The organism is Streptomyces sp. NRRL S-1813 (assembly GCF_000719605.1).
Classification (GTDB): Bacteria; Actinomycetota; Actinomycetes; order Streptomycetales; family Streptomycetaceae; genus Streptomyces; species Streptomyces decoyicus.
The window spans coordinates 114,061-131,681 of sequence record NZ_JOHB01000009.1 but is presented as its reverse complement, the minus strand read 5'-3'; the positions used below and the strand labels follow the sequence as shown (position 1 = coordinate 131,681).

Genomic DNA, 17,621 nt, shown 5'->3' with positions numbered 1-17,621 from the left:
GGGCCACGATTTCTATCGACCGACATGGACGCCTGTTTATGCCAGGCGTCCAGTCGGGCCGCATCAGCCGGCGAACGCCCACAGGGGGTCACTCATGCGCATCGTCGTCACCGGCGCCACCGGGGCACTCGGCCGGCTCGTCATCGAGGAACTGCTGAAGCGCACCGCGCCGGACGAGATCGTCGCGGTCGCCCGCGACCGTGCCAGGGCCGCCGGCCTCGCGGCCCGCGGTATCGGGGTCGAGGTCGCGGACTACAGCCGGCCCGAGACGCTCCAGGGAGTGTTCGCGTCCGGCGACCGGGTGCTGTTCATCTCGGGGAACGAGGCGGGACAGCGCCTCACGCAGCACCGCGCCGTCATCGACGCCGCGCGGGAGGCGGGCGTCGCGCTGCTGGCGTACACCAGCGTGCTGGGCGGGCCGAGCGCCACCTTCTCCATCGCCGAGGAGCACGTCGCCACCGAGCAGGCGCTGCTTGCGTCCGGAGTGCCGTACTGCCTGCTGCGCAACGGCTGGTACCACGAGAACTACACCGGTGCGCTCGCCTCCACCCTGAGGACCGGCGCCGTCGTCGGCAGCGCCGGCCAGGGCCGGGTGGCCACCGCCGCGCGCCGGGACTACGCCGAGGCGGCCGCTGTCGTCCTCACCGGCAGCGGCCACGAGAACACGGTGTACGAGCTGAGCGGCGACACCGCCTGGACGATGGCCGAGTACGCGGCCGAGGTGTCCCGGCAGACCGGCCGGAAGATCCCGTACCGCGACCTGCCGCAGGAGCGGTATGTGGCGCTGATGGTCGAGGCGGGCGTGCCGGCGCTGGGCGCGCAGATGGTCGCCGATGCGGATGCCGGGATCGCCCGCGGCGAGCTGGCCACGACCCCCGGCGAGCTGTCCGGGCTGCTCGGCCGCCCGACCACACCGCTCGCCGAGGCGATCACGGAGGCGCTGAAGGAGCTCCCCGGCTGAAGCGGTTCCCCGGCCCGAAGCGCCCGGTCCCCCGGCTGAGGCGGGCCTGCGGACGCGTACTCCCCGGTGGGCCGGGCCGCACCGGACCCCCACCGGCCGTCATGACCGTATGCCAAGACAGGCATGACAGCCGGGCCGGGCGGCGCTACGTTCACCGGGGCGGCGAAGCACCCACAGGAGGTCCCCCTTGCAGCCTCGAAGCGATCAGCGTGCCGGACTCGCCTACGGTGTCACCGCCTACACCATGTGGGGCCTGCTGCCGCTCTACTGGCATCTGCTGGGCGCCGCCTCGCCGTCCGAGATCCTGGCCCATCGCATGCTGTGGTCGCTGCCCGTCGCGGTCGTCATCCTGGCCGTGCTGCGCCGCTGGTCCTGGATCGGCCCGCTGCTGCGGCAGCCCAGAAGGCTCGCGCTGATAGTGGTCTGCGCCGTGGTCATCTCGGCGAACTGGTTTCTCTACATCTGGGCGGTCAATGCCGGGCATGTCCTGGAGGCCTCGCTCGGCTACTTCATCAATCCGCTGGTCAGCATCGCTTTCGGTGTACTGGTACTGCGTGAGCGGCTGCGCCCGTTGCAGTGGACGGCGGTGGGAGTCGGTCTCCTCGCCGTCCTCGTGATGACCGCCGCCTACGGCAAGGTGCCCTGGATCGCGCTGATTCTTGCCTTCTCGTTCGCGACCTACGGTCTGGCGAAGAAGGGCATCAAACTCGACGGGATCGAGGGCTTCAGCGCCGAGACCGCCCTCCAGGCGCTGCCGGCGCTGGGCTTCCTGGTCTTCCTCGGCCTGCGCGGCGAGTCCAGCTTCACCACCGGCGGGGTGGGCCAGGCGCTGCTGCTCTCGGCCTGCGGTATCGCAACGGCGGTGCCGCTGATCTGCTTCGGTGCCTCGGCCGTGCGGCTTCCGCTGACGACGGTCGGGATGCTCCAGTATCTGGCGCCGACCTTTCAGTTCGTGCTGGGGCTCACCGTCTTCCACGAGAAGATGCCGCCGGAGCGCTGGGCCGGGTTCGCGCTGGTGTGGCTGGCCCTGGCGGTGCTGACCTGGGACGCGCTGCGGATCGCACGGCGGGCGCGGACGGCACTGGCCGACGCCGCGGCCCGCGCGGGCGAGGCCGCAGCGGGCGGCGCCGTACAGGCGCCGGACGCGGCGCAGGAAGCGGCCGCCGCGCAGACCGCGCCGCCGCGGCCTCCCGGCCTCACGCAGTGATGTCCCGGGTGGTGAAGCGCGCCCAGGCCGCCGAGCCGAACACCAGGGCGTACAGCGCCTGGAGGCCGAGGTTCTTCTGCAACTGGTCCCAGTAGACGGGGTCGCGGAGCAGGTCCGCGAAGGACAGCCAGTAGTGCGGGAAGAGATAGGGCTGGAGGGCGTGCAGCTGCGGGAGGGTGTCCAGGATCTGCACGGTGATCAGCAGGCCGACCGTGGTCGCCATGGCCGCGATACCGCTGGTGGTGAGCGCCGAGACGAACAGGCCGACGGCGGCCACCCCGACGAGGGACAGCGCCACCGCCACCGCGATGGCCAGCGCCCGCAGCAGCCCCTCGCCGAAGGACACGGATGTGCCGGAGAGCAGGGTGACCTCGCCCAGGGGGAAGAGCAGCGCGCCGGTCACCAATGCGGAGACCGCCACGACCAGGGTGCCCACCAGGCAGAACGTCAGGGCCGTGGCGTATTTGACCAGCAGCAGGCGGGTGCGGCCCGCGGGGGCGACCAGGAGATAGCGCAGCGTCCCGCCGTGCGCCTCCCCGGCGAGGGAGTCGCCCGCGATCACGCCGACGGACATCGGCAGAAAGAACGGCAGCGTCACCGCGAGCGAGGTGAAGACCAGGAAGAGGCCGTTGTGGGTGATCTGGGAGAGGAACGCCGGGCCGCCCGGACCGCCACCACCGCCGCCCGGCCCGCCGTCGCCGGTCTCGATCCTGACGGCGATGCCGACCAGGACCGGCACGCCCGCGAGCACCGCCAGCAGCGCGAGGGTGCGCCATCGCCGGAACGTCACACCGATCTCGCTGCGCAGCAGACCCAGCGACCACAACGGCCGGGGTGTCCGCGGCACCGCCTCAGCCTGCGACATCGAAGCCCTCCCCGGTCAGCTGCACAAAGACATCCTCCAGCGAGGCGCGCTCCGTACCGAAGCCGCGGACCCGCACCCCGGCGTGCACCAGCGCGGCGTTGAGATCCGCCAGGTCCAGCGGCACCCCGCCGTCCGGCGCGCCCAGGGGCGCGTCCGCGTCGGGGAGTTCGCCCGTCACCCGGTCGTCGGCGGCCTCCAGACCGGTCAGGCCGTGTTCCTTCAGGACGCGGACCGTGTCGGCCGTGTCGGGGGTGGTCACCGTCAGCCGGCCGTGGCCGCGCGAGTCGAGGACCGTGGCGGAGAGGTCGGCGACCGTGCCCTGGGTGATCAGCCGTCCGCGGGCCATCACGGCGGCATGGGTGCAGACCTGCTCGATCTCGTCGAGGAGATGGGAGGAGAGAAAGACGGTGGTGCCGTCCGCCGCCAGCTCGCGGACCAGGGCGCGGATCTCCCGCATGCCCTGGGGGTCCAGGCCGTTGGTCGGCTCGTCGAGCACCAGCAGCTCACGCGGCTGGAGCAGGGCGGCCGCCAGGCCGAGGCGTTGCTTCATGCCGAGGGAGTAGGCGCGCGCCTTCTTGCCGGCCGCGGCGGCCAGGCCCACCCGCTCCAGCGCATGGCCGACCCGCTCGGCCCGGCTGCGCGGATCGGCGACCGGGTCGGCGGCGTCGAACCGCCGCAGGTTGTCCCGCCCGCTGAGGAAGCCGTAGAGCGCCGGGCCCTCGATGAGGGCGCCGACCTTGGGGAGCACCCGGCGGCCCGCGGCGGGCATCGGCTGCCCGAGCACGCGGGCGCTGCCTGCGGTGGCTTCGATCAGGCCCATCAGCATGCGGATGGTGGTGGTCTTGCCGGAGCCGTTGGGGCCGAGGAAGCCGAAGACGCTGCCGCGCGGTACGGCCAGATCGAGGCCGTCGACGGCGAGCTGGCCGCCGCGGTACGCCTTGGTCAGCCCCCGCGTCTCGACCGCCAGGTCTCCGGACGGCCGGGGGCCGGGCCCGTCCGCGGGCGGGCGGGCGCCGTCATGCCCTGCGGCGGGCGGCTGTGGCATCGGCTCCCCCGACGTCGTACGGATGTGGCCCACGGGCTGCGCCGCGCCACCCATGGAGGGATGGCGCGGCGTCCCGCGATACTGCGGTGGCCCGTTACTTGGCGGCGTTGGCCGCGTCGATCAGAGCCTGCTTGTCGACGGCGCCGGCATAGACCGTGCCGTTGTCCGTGATCAGGGCGTTGACCAGGCGGGTGCTGAAGACCCGGCCGGAGCCGAAGGTGCCGTGCACCTTCTCGCCGATGCTGTCCAGGAACTTGCCCGCGTCGCCGCCGGCGCCCTGGTCCTTACCGGAGGGCAGGCCGGAGCCGCCGCCCTTGATCGTGGCGATGGACGTCCAGCCCTTGCCGAGGACGTTCAGCCCGCCCATGTCCTTCTTGAAGGCCTTCACGTCCTTGTGGGACGGGGTGTCCTTGCCGTGTTCGCGCGGCGCCTTCGCCCGCGCCTTGTCGCCGTCGACGACCTTGGCGCCCTTGGGCGGTGTGAAGGAGAACGTGCTCGCGGCGGGCTCGGCGAAGTCGACGTTGGTGTAGCCGACGTCGATGGCGGCCGCGCCACCGCTCTTGGGGGTCAGGGTGAACTTCAGCGGCACACCGTTGGCGGCATCCACCGCGACCCGGATCGAGCCGACCGTCGAGGCGGCCTGCTTGGGCTTGATCAGCAGCTGGTAGGCGTCCCGCCCGGCGACCTTGGCGGTGCCGTCGACGGTGACCGAGGTCGTGTCGCCGGCCGCCTTCAGGGCCTGCTTCGCGAGCTCCTGCGGGGTGGCGTCCTTCAGGCCCCCGGGGAGGTCCTTGGGCGCCCGGTGCTGCTTGCCGTGCCGGCCGGCGTCGGGTGCGGTGCTGTGCACGGCGGTGTTGCTGCCGCTGTCGTAGGCCCAGATCTCGTTGCCGTTGTGGACCAGGCTGTACTCGGCGGCCTTGTCGACGATCGACACCCGCTGCTTTTCGGGGCCGTCGGCCGCGACGCGCAGCGTGTGCGCACCGGACGCCAGCTCCATCAGCTTGTTCTGGGGCGCTGCGGAGGCGCCGTCCCCGCCCTTCCCGCCGCCCTGGGCACCGCCGAACCCTCCGGCGCCGCCACCGGCACCCGGCAGGGACGGCAGACCGAGGTCCGTGGAGACCCGGACCGTCCCGGAGAGCTGCTGGACGTCCGACTTGGCGACCTTGGCTATCAGGTCCTGGGCCGAGATCTTCGGCAGGTCCGGAGAGCCGGAACCGGCGAACGCCGGGACCAGCCCGATCGTGGCCGCCGCCACCCCTGCCACCGCGGCCGGCACGCCATAGCGCACCGCCTTACGGCGCCCCGGGGAGCGCTCCCCGTCCCATCCGTCGGTGACCTCTGTCGGTTCGTTCCGTGGCATCTGCCCTACCTCCGTCGTATGCGGCGGTTGCTGCGCTGTCCACTCGTCCACCCCTGGGGCTGACTGTGACCCGGCCGCCGCGCTTTGGTGCTTTCCATCTCACCAACATGCGTCGCGGATAACGTCACCCCGCGGGAGCAACTTGTCCTACTGCTGAGGTATGACGCACGGTCACCTCGGGGCGGAGTCCGTACACCAGGAGTCGGATCTTTCCCTAGGGGATCCGGGGACAGGCTCTCAGGGACACAGGACAGGCCCCGGGCGATGAGGGGGGCAGGCTCGGGAGGGAGGAGACCTCAGCCGGCCCGGTGCACCACGGCGTCGCAGAGTCCTTCGAGGGCCGACTTGGCGGTGCAGGAGCGCAGCGGCGCCAGCATCGCGCGGGCCTCCTGGGCATAGCGCACGGTGTCGCGGCGGGCCTCTTCGAGCGCCGGATGGGCGCGCAGGCCGGCCAGCGCCTCGGCGTGCCGGGCGTCGTCGGTGAGATCGCCGGCCAGCAGCTCGCACAGGGCGCGGTCCTCGGGCGTACCGGCGTCGCTCTCGGCGCGCGCCCGCAGGTGCAGCACGGGCAGCGTCGGGATGCCCTCCCGCAGGTCCGTGCCGGGCGTCTTGCCCGATTCATGCGAATCGCTGGCGATGTCCAGTACGTCGTCGGCGAGCTGGAAGGCGGTGCCCAGCCGCTCGCCGTACTGGGTGAGGATGTTGACCGCCGACTCCTCGGCGCCCGACATCATCGCGCCGAAGCGGCATGCGACGGCGACCAGCGAACCGGTCTTGCCGGCGAGGACGTCCAGGTAGTGGTCGATGGGGTCGCGGCCGTCGCGCGGGCCGGCGGTCTCCAGGATCTGGCCGGTCACCAGGCGTTCGAACGCCTGGGCCTGGATCCGGACCGCCTCCGGCCCGAGGTCGGCGAGGATGTGCGAGGCGCGGGCGAACAGGAAGTCCCCGGTCAGCACCGCGACGGAGTTGCCCCAGCGGGCGTTGGCGCTGGCCACACCGCGGCGCACATCGGCCTCGTCCATCACGTCGTCGTGATACAGCGTCGCCAGATGAGTCAGCTCCACGACGACCGCGGAGGGCACCACACCCGGGCTGTAGGGGTCACCGAATTGGGCGGCCAGCGTCACCAGCAGCGGACGGAACCGCTTACCGCCCGCGCGCACGAGGTGCTGCGCGGCTTCGGTGATGAACGGCACGTCGCTCTTGGTGGCCTCCAGCAGGCCCTCCTCGACAGCCGCCAACCCGGCCTGGACATCGGCCTCAAGAGCCTGGTCCCGCACGCTCAGCCCGAAGGGCCCGACGACGGTCACGAGGGGTACTCCTGTCTGCTGACGATCAAACTGAATGTCGATCTGTCGCTGTCTCCACCATTGGCCAGCGTATCCGGTCTCAGTTCGATCACCGTGAGCGCCCGCCCCCCGACCCACCCGGGAAGCACAGCGACCCGGCCGGCAGGTTCTGGATCACCTGTTGACGCGGTGTGGCGCGAGAGCGTGAGGCCGGCAACGACAAGAGTATTTCTGGCCTTCTTCTTCCCGGGCAAGGCCGGCCACTTCATTCACGGGCACGGCCGCCCACTTCTTCACGGACACGGCCGCCCACCAGCCGTACCCGGACACGGCACGGAGCACCGCGGCCCCGGACCACGGCCCCGGACCCCAGACCACGGCCGCCCCGGCACACGCCCACCCGCCATCGGCGGGACCCTACGGCCCGTCGGGATCGGCCCTCCCCGCGAAATCACCGCAGCACAGGATGACTTCCCGCACGCAAGAGGGGGCCACGGGCCCGCCGGAGGAAGCCCCCCGGCCTCACCCGTACGCCCGCGCCACCGCCCGCGCCAGCCGCGGCGAGGCGAACTCCGTACCGCACACGAAGCGCATCACCGGCCCGAACGAGGCGGCCGCCGGCAGCCCCGTGAAGTACAACCCCGGTACGGACGAGCCGAAGCCGGCGTCCAGCAGCGGCCCGCCGGCCCGCGTCACGATGCCGGTGCGCAGCCCCTGGCCCAGGAAGTCCAGCGCCGCCAGATCCATCCGGTACCCCGTCGCGGCCAGCACATGGTCGGCAACGAGTTCCCCGCCCTGCCCGTCGGCGCCGCGCAGCGCCAGCACGGGGCGGCCGTCCCGGACCGTGGCCCGTACGATCCGCCGCCCCTGCGTCACCTGCACCCGGCCGGCGAAACGGTCCCGCAGCCACCACGCGCCCAACGGGCCGAGCACCCGCCGCACCAGATACCGCCGGGCGGGCACCGGCAGCCGGCGGAAGGCACCGGCGTGGTACGTCAGGGCGTACAGCGACCAGGCGTTGCCGAACGGCGACGGCGGCCGCAGACGGGGCCGGCTGTCCGGCGGCGTGCCGAAGCCCACGGCGGCGGGCCCGCGCGCCACCACCCGTACGGACGCCGCGCCCGCCTCGGCCAGCAGCACCGCGCTCTCCAGCGCCGACTGTCCGGCGCCGATCACGACCACCTGCCGGCCGGCCAGCGCGGACAGGTCGTGGTGCTGCGCACTGTGCGAGACCGGCCCCGTGGCGGACGGCCCGTCCGGGATCGCGGCGGCAAGTTCCGGCGGCAGGTGCGCCAGCCCGCTCAGGCCGGTGGCCACGATCACCGCCCGCGCGCCGACCTGCTCGCCGCTGTCCAGCTTCAGCTCGAAACCGTCGTCCCGCCGGTCGACCGAGACCACCTTGACCTGCTCCAGATCGGGGACCAGCCGCTGCTGCACCCACTGCCCGTACCGGACGAACACCTCGACGGGGAGGATGTCCCAGTCCGACGTGTAGGGGCCCTCCCCCGTCGCCGCGCAGAAGTCGGCGAGGGTGTGGCCGGTCCGCGGGGCGTCGATGCTGGAGGCGGCCGGCGTCGACTTGAGCAGCATGCCCGCGGGCATCTGCGTGCGCCAGCTCGCCATCGGCTGCCCGAAGACCCGCACCGGCAGGCCGCACGCCCGCAGATGCGCGGCCGTCGACAGGCCGTACGGGCCGGCCCCGATGACCGCTACCGGAGTGCTCACTTCGGTCCCTCCCCTTGCCTGAGTGGTGCCTCGGTTCCCGCCCGGCGGCCCGCCCGTCGCAGCTGCCTCAGATGGCGGGCGCCCGGCCCGACGGACCGCGCGAGCATCGTGAAGAACGGCAGCGGGTCATCGCCCGCGAACCACGCCGGCTCGGTGCCGGACGCCCGCGCCGGAGCGTGCGGCGCGCGGGAGCCGCTGCGCCGGTACGCGAGCCGTGCGGGCAGATCGACGTTCTCGACGACGAAGCGGCGCCCGGCCCGCTGCGCGCCCCCGGGGACGACGCGCCCGGTGAGGTCCAGATGCTGGGCGCGGACGACATCCACCCCGGCCGCGTTCTCGAAGAGCCGGAACTGGGCGCCCATCCGCGGATTGAAGTCCAGCAGCTTGTACCGGCCGTCGCGGCGGTCGAACCGCCGGTCCAGATCGGCGATCCCGGTGAAGCCGGTGCGGTGGACGAACTCCGCCGAGATTTTGGCGAGTTCCGGGTTGTCGACGACATAGGCGCAGGCCGTCATGCCGGCGTGCGGCGGCCAGGAGCGCACTTTGACGCCGGTGAACAGCGCCAGCGGCGCCCGGTCCGCGCCGAAGCAGGCGTGCACGATCCAGTCCTCGGCCTGCTCCCGCGGCAGATACTCCTGAAGGATCACGCCCGGCCGCGGGCCCCAGTCACGGGCCAGGTCCAGCAGCTGGTCCGGCCCTCCTATCCGGGTCGTGCCGGAGACAGCGGGCCTTTTGCGCCGGACGAACGCCTCGCGGTTCTTGGCCACCACCGGGAAGCGCGCCCGCCCGGCATACGCCGCTATCTCCGCGTACGAGCCGGGAAAGACGGCGGCCGGCGAGGGCACCCCGTGCGCGACGCACAGTTCGTGCAGGACCTGTTTGCTGGCCAGCTGCCGCGGCAGACCGGGGGCGGCCCGGGGGAAGAGAAACGACCCGGCGAGCGCGTCGGCGTGCTCGGCTATCAGCACGGCCGCCTCTTCGTCGGTGGGGATCAGCAGCGCCGGCCGGCCGATCCGCCGGCCGATCCGCAGCAGCCCCGTCACCAGCCGGTCCGGCTCCTCCCGTCCGGTGGTCGGCCAGACGAAGCGGCCGCGGAGGTAGCGGGAGGCCGCCGCCGGTGTGAAGCGGTCCTCCGTCACGGCGTACATGGGCACCCCGAGCCGCCCCAGACTGCGGATCGCCCCCACGCCGCCGTGGTGCAGGGGGTAAGCCCCGATCTTCACGATCAGCCCCGGAACGCTCCGGTCGACCGCGAGCCGTGCGCCACTGCGAGCCACGTGTCCCCCCAACGGAACGTCCCACCCCCGGCCCGTGCCAGGAAAGGAAGCTAGGCCCGAATTGCGTAGTGCAGCAAGGCTTTTCCGGACATTGCCGAGGCGTGGGGGCGCAACGCACGGCGCGTCCGCCGTCCTACTTCGTACGCATCCAAGCCCTCGCGCCCCATGACCGCCCCGCCGGTCACCGCCCGGCCGTACGCTGATCGACGGCCCCGCCGGCCCGCGGCCACCAGCCCGGACGGCCCGGCCGCCCACCGGCGACGACGAACGCGAGGAGCTGTCCATGCCCGAGCAGAGCCCGTTCGACCTGGCAGAAGGCGACCCCTTCGGCCCGCACAACCTGCCCTACGGCGTCTTCAGCACCGTCGACGCGCCCGAACAGCGCCGCCTCGGCGTCCGCTACGGCACCCACGTCCTCGATCTGAGCGCCCTGCCGAGCGCCCTGCCCGCCGCCATCCATCCGCACGCCGAGCTGCTCGCGGCCCCGACCCTCAACCCCCTGCTGGCCGCGGGACGCCTCGTCTGGCAGCAGATCCGGGCGGCCGTCCACAGCGCGGTGACCGACCTCGCGCACCGCGACGAAGTGGCGCCGCTGCTCCATCTGCTGGCCGAGGTCACGCTGCACCTCCCCTTCGAGGTCGCCGACTATGTCGACTTCTACGCCAGCGAGCACCACGCCACCAACGTCGGCCGGATCTTCCGCCCGAACGACGCGGCGCTGACCCCCAACTGGAAGCATCTGCCGATCGGTTACCACGGCCGGGCGGGCACCGTCGTCGTCAGTGACACGCCGGTCGTCCGGCCCCGGGGACAGCGCAAGGCCCCCGCGGACGAGGCGCCGACGTTCGGCCCCTCCCTCCGCCTCGACATCGAGTCCGAGGTCGGCTTCGTCGTCGGTACGCCGTCCACGCTGCACCGGCCCGTCGCCCTGGACGCCTTCCGCGACCATGTCTTCGGCGTCTGCCTCCTCAACGACTGGTCCGCACGCGACATCCAGGCCTGGGAGTACGTGCCGCTCGGCCCCTTCCTCGGCAAGTCCTTCGCCACCTCCGTCTCCGCCTGGATCACCCCGCTCGACGCCCTCGACGAGGCCCGTACGCCGCCGCCCGCCCGGGACGTCCCGCTGCTGCCCTACCTCGACGACGCGGACGCGGAGCCGGGCGGCATCGACATCCGTATCGAGGTGCGCATCAACGGCGAGACCGTCTCCCGGCCGCCGTTCTCCGCCATGTACTGGACGGCCGCCCAGCAGCTCGCCCATATGACCGTCAACGGCGCCTCGCTGCGCACCGGCGACCTGTTCGCCTCCGGCACGGTCTCCGGGCCCGGCCCCGACCAGCTCGGGTGCCTGCTCGAACTCACCCAGGGCAAGGGCCCCTACCTCCAGGACGGCGACGAGGTCACCCTCACCGCCTGGGCGCCCGGCCCCGAGGGCGCCCGGATCGGCCTGGGCGAGGTCACCGGCCGCATCCTGCCCGCGGTATGACCGGCGCGCCGCTCACCCTCCCCGAGGAGCTGCTGCGGACACGCAGCGCCGGGGCGTCAAGGCACAGCGCTGGGTGCGCAGCGCCGGCCGGCCGGTCCAGGAGCTGTGTCTGCGCCGTCTGGAGGAGCGCAGCGCGCTGCGCAGGGAGACCCGGCGCGTCCTGGGTCTCTTCCCGTCCACCTGCTTCCCGGCCGGGGCGGTGGATCTCGCCGGCCCGGCCCGGGACCGTTTCGCCGGGGCACTCGGCGCCGGCTTCCCGGACCGCCGCAGCCGGTTGCTCGTCGCGCTGGCCTCGGCGACCGATCTGGACCGCGTACTTCTGCGGAGCCGCGAGCACCGCCCCGTACGGCGCGAGGTGAAGCGGTGGGCGCGGGAGATCTGGACGGCGCATGCCGTGGAGCGCGCGGTACGCCAGGACAAGGAGGCGGCGTCGAATGCCTCCGGCTGACCTGGACCGGGGTGCCACGAATGCGACGGTCTACCCCGTCATGTCCGCTTCTCCGTCACAGCACCACACCAAGTCCGTACCGACGGTGCCGCAATACGGGCCGCGGCCCGGACCGCGGTGCGGGGCCGCTGCTAGCCTCACGTCTCCCTGTCCCACAACGGAGGAGACGTACGTGCGCAAGGCAGCGCAGATCGCCGGGGCGGCAGCCATCGCCGCGATGCTGCTCAGCGGTTGCGGAAGCAGCGGCGACAACGGCAACGACAGCAAGCCGAGCAAGTCGCCGGACGCCGCGCCGTCGACTCCGGGAGGCGCCGACAAGCCCGCGAGCCCCGGCGCGGTCGAGGGCGCCTGGAAGGCCGGCTCGGCCGGCAGCCCGCAGGTCCTCGTGATCAGCAAGGGCACCGTCGCCTTCAGCAACGGGCACAAGGCCGCGTGTCTGGGCAAGGTCCAGGAGATGGCCGGGATGACCATGGCCGCGCTCAAGTGCACCGACGGGGACACCACCCGCACCATGGGCACCCTCAAGCCCGGCGCCGACGGCAAGACCCTGACCGTCGACTGGAAGAACGGGCCCACGGAGAAGTACACGAAGTCCACCGACGGCAGCGTGAAGATCCCCGACATGCCGCAGCTGCCGAGCGGTATGCCCAAGAGCTGACCGCACGCCGCACGCCGCACGGCGAACGGCCGCCGCCCGGAACCCCCCGAGGGCTCCGGGCGGCGGCCGTTGCCGTACCGCGCCGCCGGTCGTCAGCGCACGAAGACCCCGGCCTGGCCGGCCAGGTCGAGGAAGTACTGCGGCGCCAGGCCGAGCACCAGGGTCGCCGCGACGCCGACGGCGATGGCCGTGGTCGTCAGCGGGCTGGGCACCGCGACGGTCGGACCGTCCGCCTTGGGCTCGTTGAAGAACATCAGCACGATGACGCGGATGTAGAAGAACGCGGCGATGGCCGAGGAGAGCACACCGACGACCACCAGCCAGCCCGCGCCGCTCTGCGCGGCCGCCTTGAAGACCGCGAACTTCCCGGCGAACCCGGAGGTCAGCGGGATGCCCGCGAAGGCCAGCAGGAAGACCGCGAAGACCGCGGCCACCAGCGGCGAACGCCGGCCGAGCCCGGCCCACTTGGACAGCGCGGTGGCCTCACCGCCCGCGTCCCGCACCAGGGTGACGACGGCGAAGGCGCCGAGCGTCACGAAGGAGTAGGCGCCGAGGTAGAAGAGCACCGAGGAGATGCCGTCCTTGCTGGTGGCGATGACACCGGCGAGGATGAAACCGGCGTGTGCGATGGAGGAGTAGGCCAGCAGCCGCTTGATGTCGGTCTGGGTGATGGCGACGATCGCCCCGCCCAGCATCGTGATGATCGCGACGCCCCACATCACCGGCTGCCAGTCCCAGCGCATGCCCGGCAGCACGACATACAGCAGCCGCAGCAGCGCCCCAAAGGCCGCGACCTTGGTGGCGGCCGCCATGAAGCCGGTGACCGGGGTCGGGGCGCCTTGGTAGACGTCCGGGGTCCACATGTGGAACGGGACCGCGCCGACCTTGAACAGCAGCCCCATCAGGACCAGCGCCGCACCGATCAGCAGCAGGGCGTCATTGCCCATCGTGCCCGCCAGCGCCGGATCGATCTGCTTGGCGCCGTCCGAGATCACCTCGGCGATCCCGGCGTACGTCACGGTGCCCGCGTAGCCGTACAGCAGGGCCACGCCGAACAGCAGGAACGCCGACGAGAAGGCGCCGAGGAGGAAGTACTTCACCGCGGCCTCCTGCGACAGCAGCCGCTGGCGGCGGGCCAGCGCACACAGGATGTACAGCGGGAGGGAGAAGACCTCCAGTGCGATGAAGAGCGTCAGCAGATCGTTGGCCGCCGGGAAGACCAGCATGCCGCCGACCGCGAAGAGCACGATCGGGAAGACCTCGGTGGTGGTGAACCCGGCCTTGACGGCGGCCTGTTCGGCGGCGCCGCCGGGCACGGCCGCAGCCTGCGCGGCGAAGGAGTCCACCCGCTTGCCATGCGCCGCCGGATCTAGCCGGCGCTCGGCGAAGGTGAAGACGGCGATCACGGACACCAGCAGGATCGTGCCCTGGAGGAACAGCGCCGGGCCGTCGACGGCGATGGCCCCCATGGCGGCGATATGCGCCTTGGACGAGCCGAAGCCGCCGGCCGCCAGGCCGATCACCGCGGCGAACGCGGCGGCCAGCGCCACCAGGGTCAGCAGCAGCTGGGAGTAATAGCGGTTGCGGCGCGGCACGAACGCCTCGACGAGGATGCCGAGCACCGCCGCGCCGAGGACGATCAGCGTCGGCGCCAGCTGGGCGTACTCGATGTGCGGTGCCGGGATCTTGCCCGGTGCACCGGCCGCCACTGTCCACAGGCTGTGGACACTTGCCACGGAACTCACTTCGCGGCCTCCACGTCTTGATCATGCACGGCGTGGCCGGGCCGGCTGCCACCGGGCACGGCGTCCACCTGCACAGCGGGCTGGGGATCCTTCTTGTCCACGACGGACAGGGTGTGGCCGACCGCCGGGTTGACGATGTCGGTGAGCGGCTTGGGATACACCCCGAGGAAGAGCAGCAGCGCGATCAGCGGCGCGACCACCACCAGCTCCCGCACCCGCAGGTCCGGCATGCTCTTCACCTCGGCCTTCACCGGCCCGGTCATCGTCCGCTGGTAGAGGACGAGGACGTACAGCGCGGCGAGAACGATGCCGAGGGTGGCGATGATGCCGATCACCGGATAGCGGCTGAACGTGCCGACCAGGACCAGGAATTCGCTGACGAACGGCGCCAGACCGGGCAGCGACAGGGTGGCGAGGCCGCCGATGAGGAACGTGCCGGCCAGGACCGGGGCGACCTTCTGGACACCGCCGTAGTCCGCGATCAGACGCGAGCCGCGGCGGCTGATCAGGAAGCCGGCCACCAGCATCAGCGCGGCGGTCGAGATGCCGTGGTTGACCATGTAGAGCGTCGCGCCGCTCTGGCCCTGGGACGTCATCGCGAAGATGCCCAGGATGATGAAGCCGAAGTGGGAGATCGAGGCGTAGGCGATCAGACGCTTGATGTCCCGCTGGGCGACCGCCAGCAGTGCGCCGTACAGCACGCTGATCAGCGCGAGGACGAGGATGACCGGCGTGGCCCAGCTGCTCGCCTCGGGGAAGAGCTGGAGGCAGAAGCGCAGCATCGCGAACGTGCCGACCTTGTCGACCACGGCGGTGATCAGCACCGCGACCGGCGACGTCGACTCGCCCATGGCGCCGGGCAGCCAGGTGTGCAGCGGCCACAGCGGCGCCTTCACCGCGAAGGCGAAGAAGAAGCCGAGGAAGAGCAGCCGTTCGGTGCCGGTGCCGATCTCCAGCTTGCCGGCCGCGCGCGCCTCGACGATCTGCTGCAACGAGAACGTGCCCGTGCCGAGCTGGTCGGCGGTGACCGCATACAGGCCGATCACCGCGGCCAGCATGATCAGCCCGCCGGCGAGGTTGTAGAGCAGGAACTTCACCGCCGCGGACGACCGCCGGCTCGCGGACTGCTCCTCGCCGTCCCCGTCCGCCCGGTCCCCGAAGCCGCCGATGAGGAAGTACATCGGGATCAGCATGGCTTCGAAGAAGATGTAGAAGAGGAAGACGTCGGTGGCCTCGAAGGAGAGCACCACCATCGCCTCGACGGCCAGGATCAGCGCGAAGAAGCCCTGGGTGGGCCGCCAGCGCCGGTTGGGCGTGGCCTCCTCCAGCGGGTCGGCGTCATGCCAGCCGGCCAGGATGACGAACGGGATCAGCAGGGTGGTCAGCGCGATCAGGGCGACCGCGATGCCGTCCACGCCGAGTTCGTAACGGACACCGAAGTCGCTGATCCAGGCGTGCGATTCGGTGAGCTGGAAGGGGCCCTTGGCGCCGGGGTCGAAGCGGAACCCGACCACCAGCGCCAGCGCGAAGGTGACCAGCGAGAACAGCAGCGCGAGCCATTTGGCCGCGGTGCGCTTGGCGGCGGGCAGCGCGGCGGTGGCGATCGCACCGATCGCCGGCACCGCGGCTACCGCCGTCAGCAGGGGAAACGACATGGCTCAGACACCCCTCATCAGCAGGGTCGCGGCGACGAGAACGGCGGCCCCGCCCAGCATCTGGACCGCGTACGAACGGACGTATCCGGTCTGCAACCGGCGCAGCAGGCCGGAGAGTCCGCCCATCGAGGCCGCCGTGCCGTTGACCGCGCCGTCCACCAGGGAGCGGTCGAGCTGGACGAGTGTGCCGGTGAGCTCCTCGCCGCCGCGCACGAAGACCACGTGGTTGAAGTCGTCCTGGAGCAGATCGCGGCGGGCGGCCCGGGTGAGCAGCGAGCCGCGCGGGGCGAGCGCCGGAACGGGCTTGCGGCCGTACATCAGCCAGGCGATGCCGACGCCGACGAGCAGCACCACGATCGTCGAGGCGGTGACGGTGGTCGCGCTGACCGGGGAGTGACCGTGCGCGAACGAGGTGACCGGCTCCAGCCACTTCACAAAGGCCTCGTTGACGCTGAACAGCCCGCCGGCGAAGACCGATCCGAAGGCCAGCACGATCATCGGGATCGTCATGACCTTCGGCGACTCGTGCGGATGCACCTCGTCGGGATTCCAGCGCTTCTCGCCGAAGAACGTCATCAGCATCACCCGCGTCATGTAGAACGCGGTGATCGCGGCGCCCAGCAGGGCCGCGCCGCCGAGGATCCAGCCCTCGGTGCCGCCCTTGGCGAAGGCCGCCTCGATGATCTTGTCCTTGGAGAAGAAGCCGGACAGACCGGGGAAGCCGATGATCGCCAGATAGCCGAGGCCGAAGGTGACGAAGGTGACCGGCATGTACTTCCGCAGGCCGCCGTAACGGCGCATGTCCACCTCGTCGTTCATGCCGTGCATCACGGAGCCGGCGCCGAGGAAGAGACCCGCCTTGAAGAAGCCGTGAGTGACCAGATGCATGATCGCGAAGGCATAGCCGACCGGACCGAGGCCGGCCGCCAGGATCATGTAGCCGATCTGCGACATCGTCGAGCCGGCCAGCGCCTTCTTGATGTCGTCCTTGGCGCAACCGACGATCGCACCGAAGAGGAGGGTGACCGCACCCACCACGACGACCGCGAGCTGGGCGGTCGGCGCGGCGTTGAAGACCGCCCCGGAGCGGGTGATCAGATACACCCCGGCGGTGACCATCGTGGCGGCGTGGATCAGGGCCGAGACCGGGGTCGGGCCCTCCATCGCATCACCGAGCCAGGACTGGAGCGGCACCTGCGCCGACTTGCCGCAGGCGGCCAGCAGCAGCATCAGCCCGATGGCGGTCAGCTTGCCCTCGGAAGTGTCGCCGGTGGCGGCGAGGACCGGGCCGAAGGCGAAGGTCCCGAACGTCGTGAACATCAGCATGATCGCGATGGACAGGCCCATGTCGCCGACCCGGTTGACCAGGAACGCCTTCTTGGCGGCCGTGGCCGCGCTCGGCTTGTGCTGCCAGAAGCCGATGAGGAGGTACGAGGCGAGGCCGACGCCCTCCCAGCCGACGTACAGCAGAAGGTAGTTGTCGGCGAGGACGAGCAGCAGCATCGCCGCGAGGAAGAGGTTGAGGTAGCCGAAGAAGCGGCGGCGCCGCTCGTCGTGCTCCATATAGCCGATCGAGTAGATGTGGATCAGCGATCCGACACCGGTGATCAGCAGGACGAAGGTCATCGACAGCTGGTCGAGCTGAAAGGCGATGTCGGCCTGGAAGCCGCCCACCGGGATCCAGCTGAACAGGTGCTGATGCAGGGCACGGTCCTCGGCGCCCCTGCCGAGCATGCCGATGAAGAGCACCACCCCGATGGCGAACGACGCCACCGAGAACAGCGTGCCGATCAAGTGGCCGGTGCGGTCGAATCGTTTGCCGCCGCACAACAGCAGGGCCGCACCGACCAGCGGTGCCGCGACAAGCAGCGCGATCAAGTTCTCCACTTTGTGCGACCCC

Annotated in this window: 13 protein-coding genes and 1 pseudogene; 5 read left to right on the top strand and 9 right to left on the bottom strand. The window is 71.6% G+C overall.

The window, feature by feature from the left end:
- The first annotated feature begins 94 nt into the window (after nt 1-94).
- Together IF67_RS0115615 and rarD are read left to right on the top strand one after the other, a co-directional pair.
- The gene (locus IF67_RS0115615) at nt 95-961 is read left to right on the top strand and encodes an SDR family oxidoreductase (RefSeq protein ID WP_030986070.1); all 867 of its coding nucleotides are present in this window, start codon (nt 95-97) and stop codon (nt 959-961) included.
- 187 nt (nt 962-1,148) lie between these two features.
- Entirely contained in the window at nt 1,149-2,168 is a 1,020-nt protein-coding gene (rarD, locus tag IF67_RS0115610; protein WP_030986069.1) for an EamA family transporter RarD, read from the top strand.
- Here the strand turns inward: rarD and IF67_RS0115605 are convergent.
- The 6 genes from IF67_RS0115605 to IF67_RS0115580 form a co-directional block, all read right to left on the bottom strand.
- Complete coding sequence (locus IF67_RS0115605) at nt 2,158-3,033, bottom strand: ABC transporter permease (RefSeq protein WP_030986068.1); 876 nt, start codon at nt 3,031-3,033, stop codon at nt 2,158-2,160. The two genes, rarD and IF67_RS0115605, sit on opposite strands and share 11 nt — an antisense overlap.
- The gene (locus tag IF67_RS0115600) at nt 3,020-4,078 is read right to left on the bottom strand and encodes an ABC transporter ATP-binding protein (RefSeq protein WP_030986067.1); all 1,059 of its coding nucleotides are present in this window, start codon (nt 4,076-4,078) and stop codon (nt 3,020-3,022) included. Before IF67_RS0115600 ends, IF67_RS0115605 begins: the two co-directional genes overlap by 14 nt.
- Before the next feature lie 94 nt (nt 4,079-4,172).
- Entirely contained in the window at nt 4,173-5,438 is a 1,266-nt protein-coding gene (locus IF67_RS0115595; protein WP_030986066.1) for a LolA family protein, read from the bottom strand.
- 296 nt (nt 5,439-5,734) lie between these two features.
- A complete protein-coding gene (locus tag IF67_RS0115590; RefSeq protein WP_030986065.1) occupies nt 5,735-6,748 on the bottom strand; it encodes a polyprenyl synthetase family protein in 1,014 nt (337 codons plus the stop codon).
- Nucleotides 6,749-7,249: 501 nt separating this feature from the next.
- Complete coding sequence (locus IF67_RS0115585; protein ID WP_030986063.1) at nt 7,250-8,452, bottom strand: FAD-dependent oxidoreductase; 1,203 nt, start codon at nt 8,450-8,452, stop codon at nt 7,250-7,252.
- Nucleotides 8,449-9,729, bottom strand: coding sequence for a D-aspartate ligase (locus IF67_RS0115580; protein WP_037839421.1), 1,281 nt, complete (start codon nt 9,727-9,729; stop codon nt 8,449-8,451). The genes IF67_RS0115585 and IF67_RS0115580 overlap by 4 nt, the downstream gene beginning before the upstream one ends.
- A 283-nt stretch (nt 9,730-10,012) precedes the next feature.
- On the opposite strand from IF67_RS0115580, the gene fahA reads away from it, so the two are divergent.
- The 3 genes and pseudogenes from fahA to IF67_RS0115565 all read left to right on the top strand — a co-directional run bounded on the left by fahA (nt 10,013) and on the right by IF67_RS0115565 (nt 12,321).
- Nucleotides 10,013-11,215, top strand: a complete 1,203-nt coding sequence (gene fahA / locus IF67_RS0115575; RefSeq protein WP_030986060.1) for a fumarylacetoacetase — start codon at nt 10,013-10,015, stop codon at nt 11,213-11,215.
- 52 nt (nt 11,216-11,267) lie between these two features.
- Nucleotides 11,268-11,663 (top strand): annotated as a pseudogene (locus IF67_RS0115570) (GOLPH3/VPS74 family protein); the annotation flags it as partial.
- Between the two features lie 172 nt (nt 11,664-11,835).
- Nucleotides 11,836-12,321: a hypothetical protein gene (locus IF67_RS0115565; protein ID WP_030986056.1), complete on the top strand. Its 486-nt coding sequence runs from the start codon at nt 11,836-11,838 to the stop codon at nt 12,319-12,321.
- 92 nt (nt 12,322-12,413) lie between these two features.
- Here the strand turns inward: IF67_RS0115565 and nuoN are convergent, their stop codons facing one another.
- Genes nuoN through nuoL form a run of 3 tightly spaced genes read right to left on the bottom strand, consistent with a single transcriptional unit; the run spans nt 12,414 to nt 17,608 of the window.
- On the bottom strand, nt 12,414-14,066 hold the full coding sequence (gene nuoN / locus IF67_RS0115560; RefSeq protein WP_030986053.1) for an NADH-quinone oxidoreductase subunit NuoN: 1,653 nt from the start codon (nt 14,064-14,066) through the stop codon (nt 12,414-12,416).
- On the bottom strand, nt 14,063-15,721 hold the full coding sequence (locus IF67_RS0115555) for an NADH-quinone oxidoreductase subunit M (protein WP_030986051.1): 1,659 nt from the start codon (nt 15,719-15,721) through the stop codon (nt 14,063-14,065). Before IF67_RS0115555 ends, nuoN begins: the two co-directional genes overlap by 4 nt.
- Before the next feature lie 3 nt (nt 15,722-15,724).
- Nucleotides 15,725-17,608 carry an NADH-quinone oxidoreductase subunit L gene (nuoL, locus tag IF67_RS0115550; protein ID WP_030986049.1) on the bottom strand — a complete coding sequence of 628 codons (1,884 nt, stop codon included), beginning with the start codon at nt 17,606-17,608 and terminating at the stop codon, nt 15,725-15,727.
- Nucleotides 17,609-17,621 lie beyond the last annotated feature (13 nt).

Bases quoted from the DNA above. Each gene is read 5' to 3' on its own strand.
- IF67_RS0115615 (WP_030986070.1), top strand. From the start codon at position 95: ATGCGCATCGTCGTCACCGGCGCCACCGGGGCACTCGGCCGGCTCGTC.
- IF67_RS0115605 (WP_030986068.1), bottom strand. From the start codon at position 3,033: ATGTCGCAGGCTGAGGCGGTGCCGCGGACACCCCGGCCGTTGTGGTCG.
- IF67_RS0115600 (WP_030986067.1), bottom strand. From the start codon at position 4,078: ATGCCACAGCCGCCCGCCGCAGGGCATGACGGCGCCCGCCCGCCCGCG.
- IF67_RS0115595 (WP_030986066.1), bottom strand. From the start codon at position 5,438: ATGCCACGGAACGAACCGACAGAGGTCACCGACGGATGGGACGGGGAG.
- fahA (WP_030986060.1), top strand. From the start codon at position 10,013: ATGCCCGAGCAGAGCCCGTTCGACCTGGCAGAAGGCGACCCCTTCGGC.
- IF67_RS0115555 (WP_030986051.1), bottom strand. From the start codon at position 15,721: ATGTCGTTTCCCCTGCTGACGGCGGTAGCCGCGGTGCCGGCGATCGGT.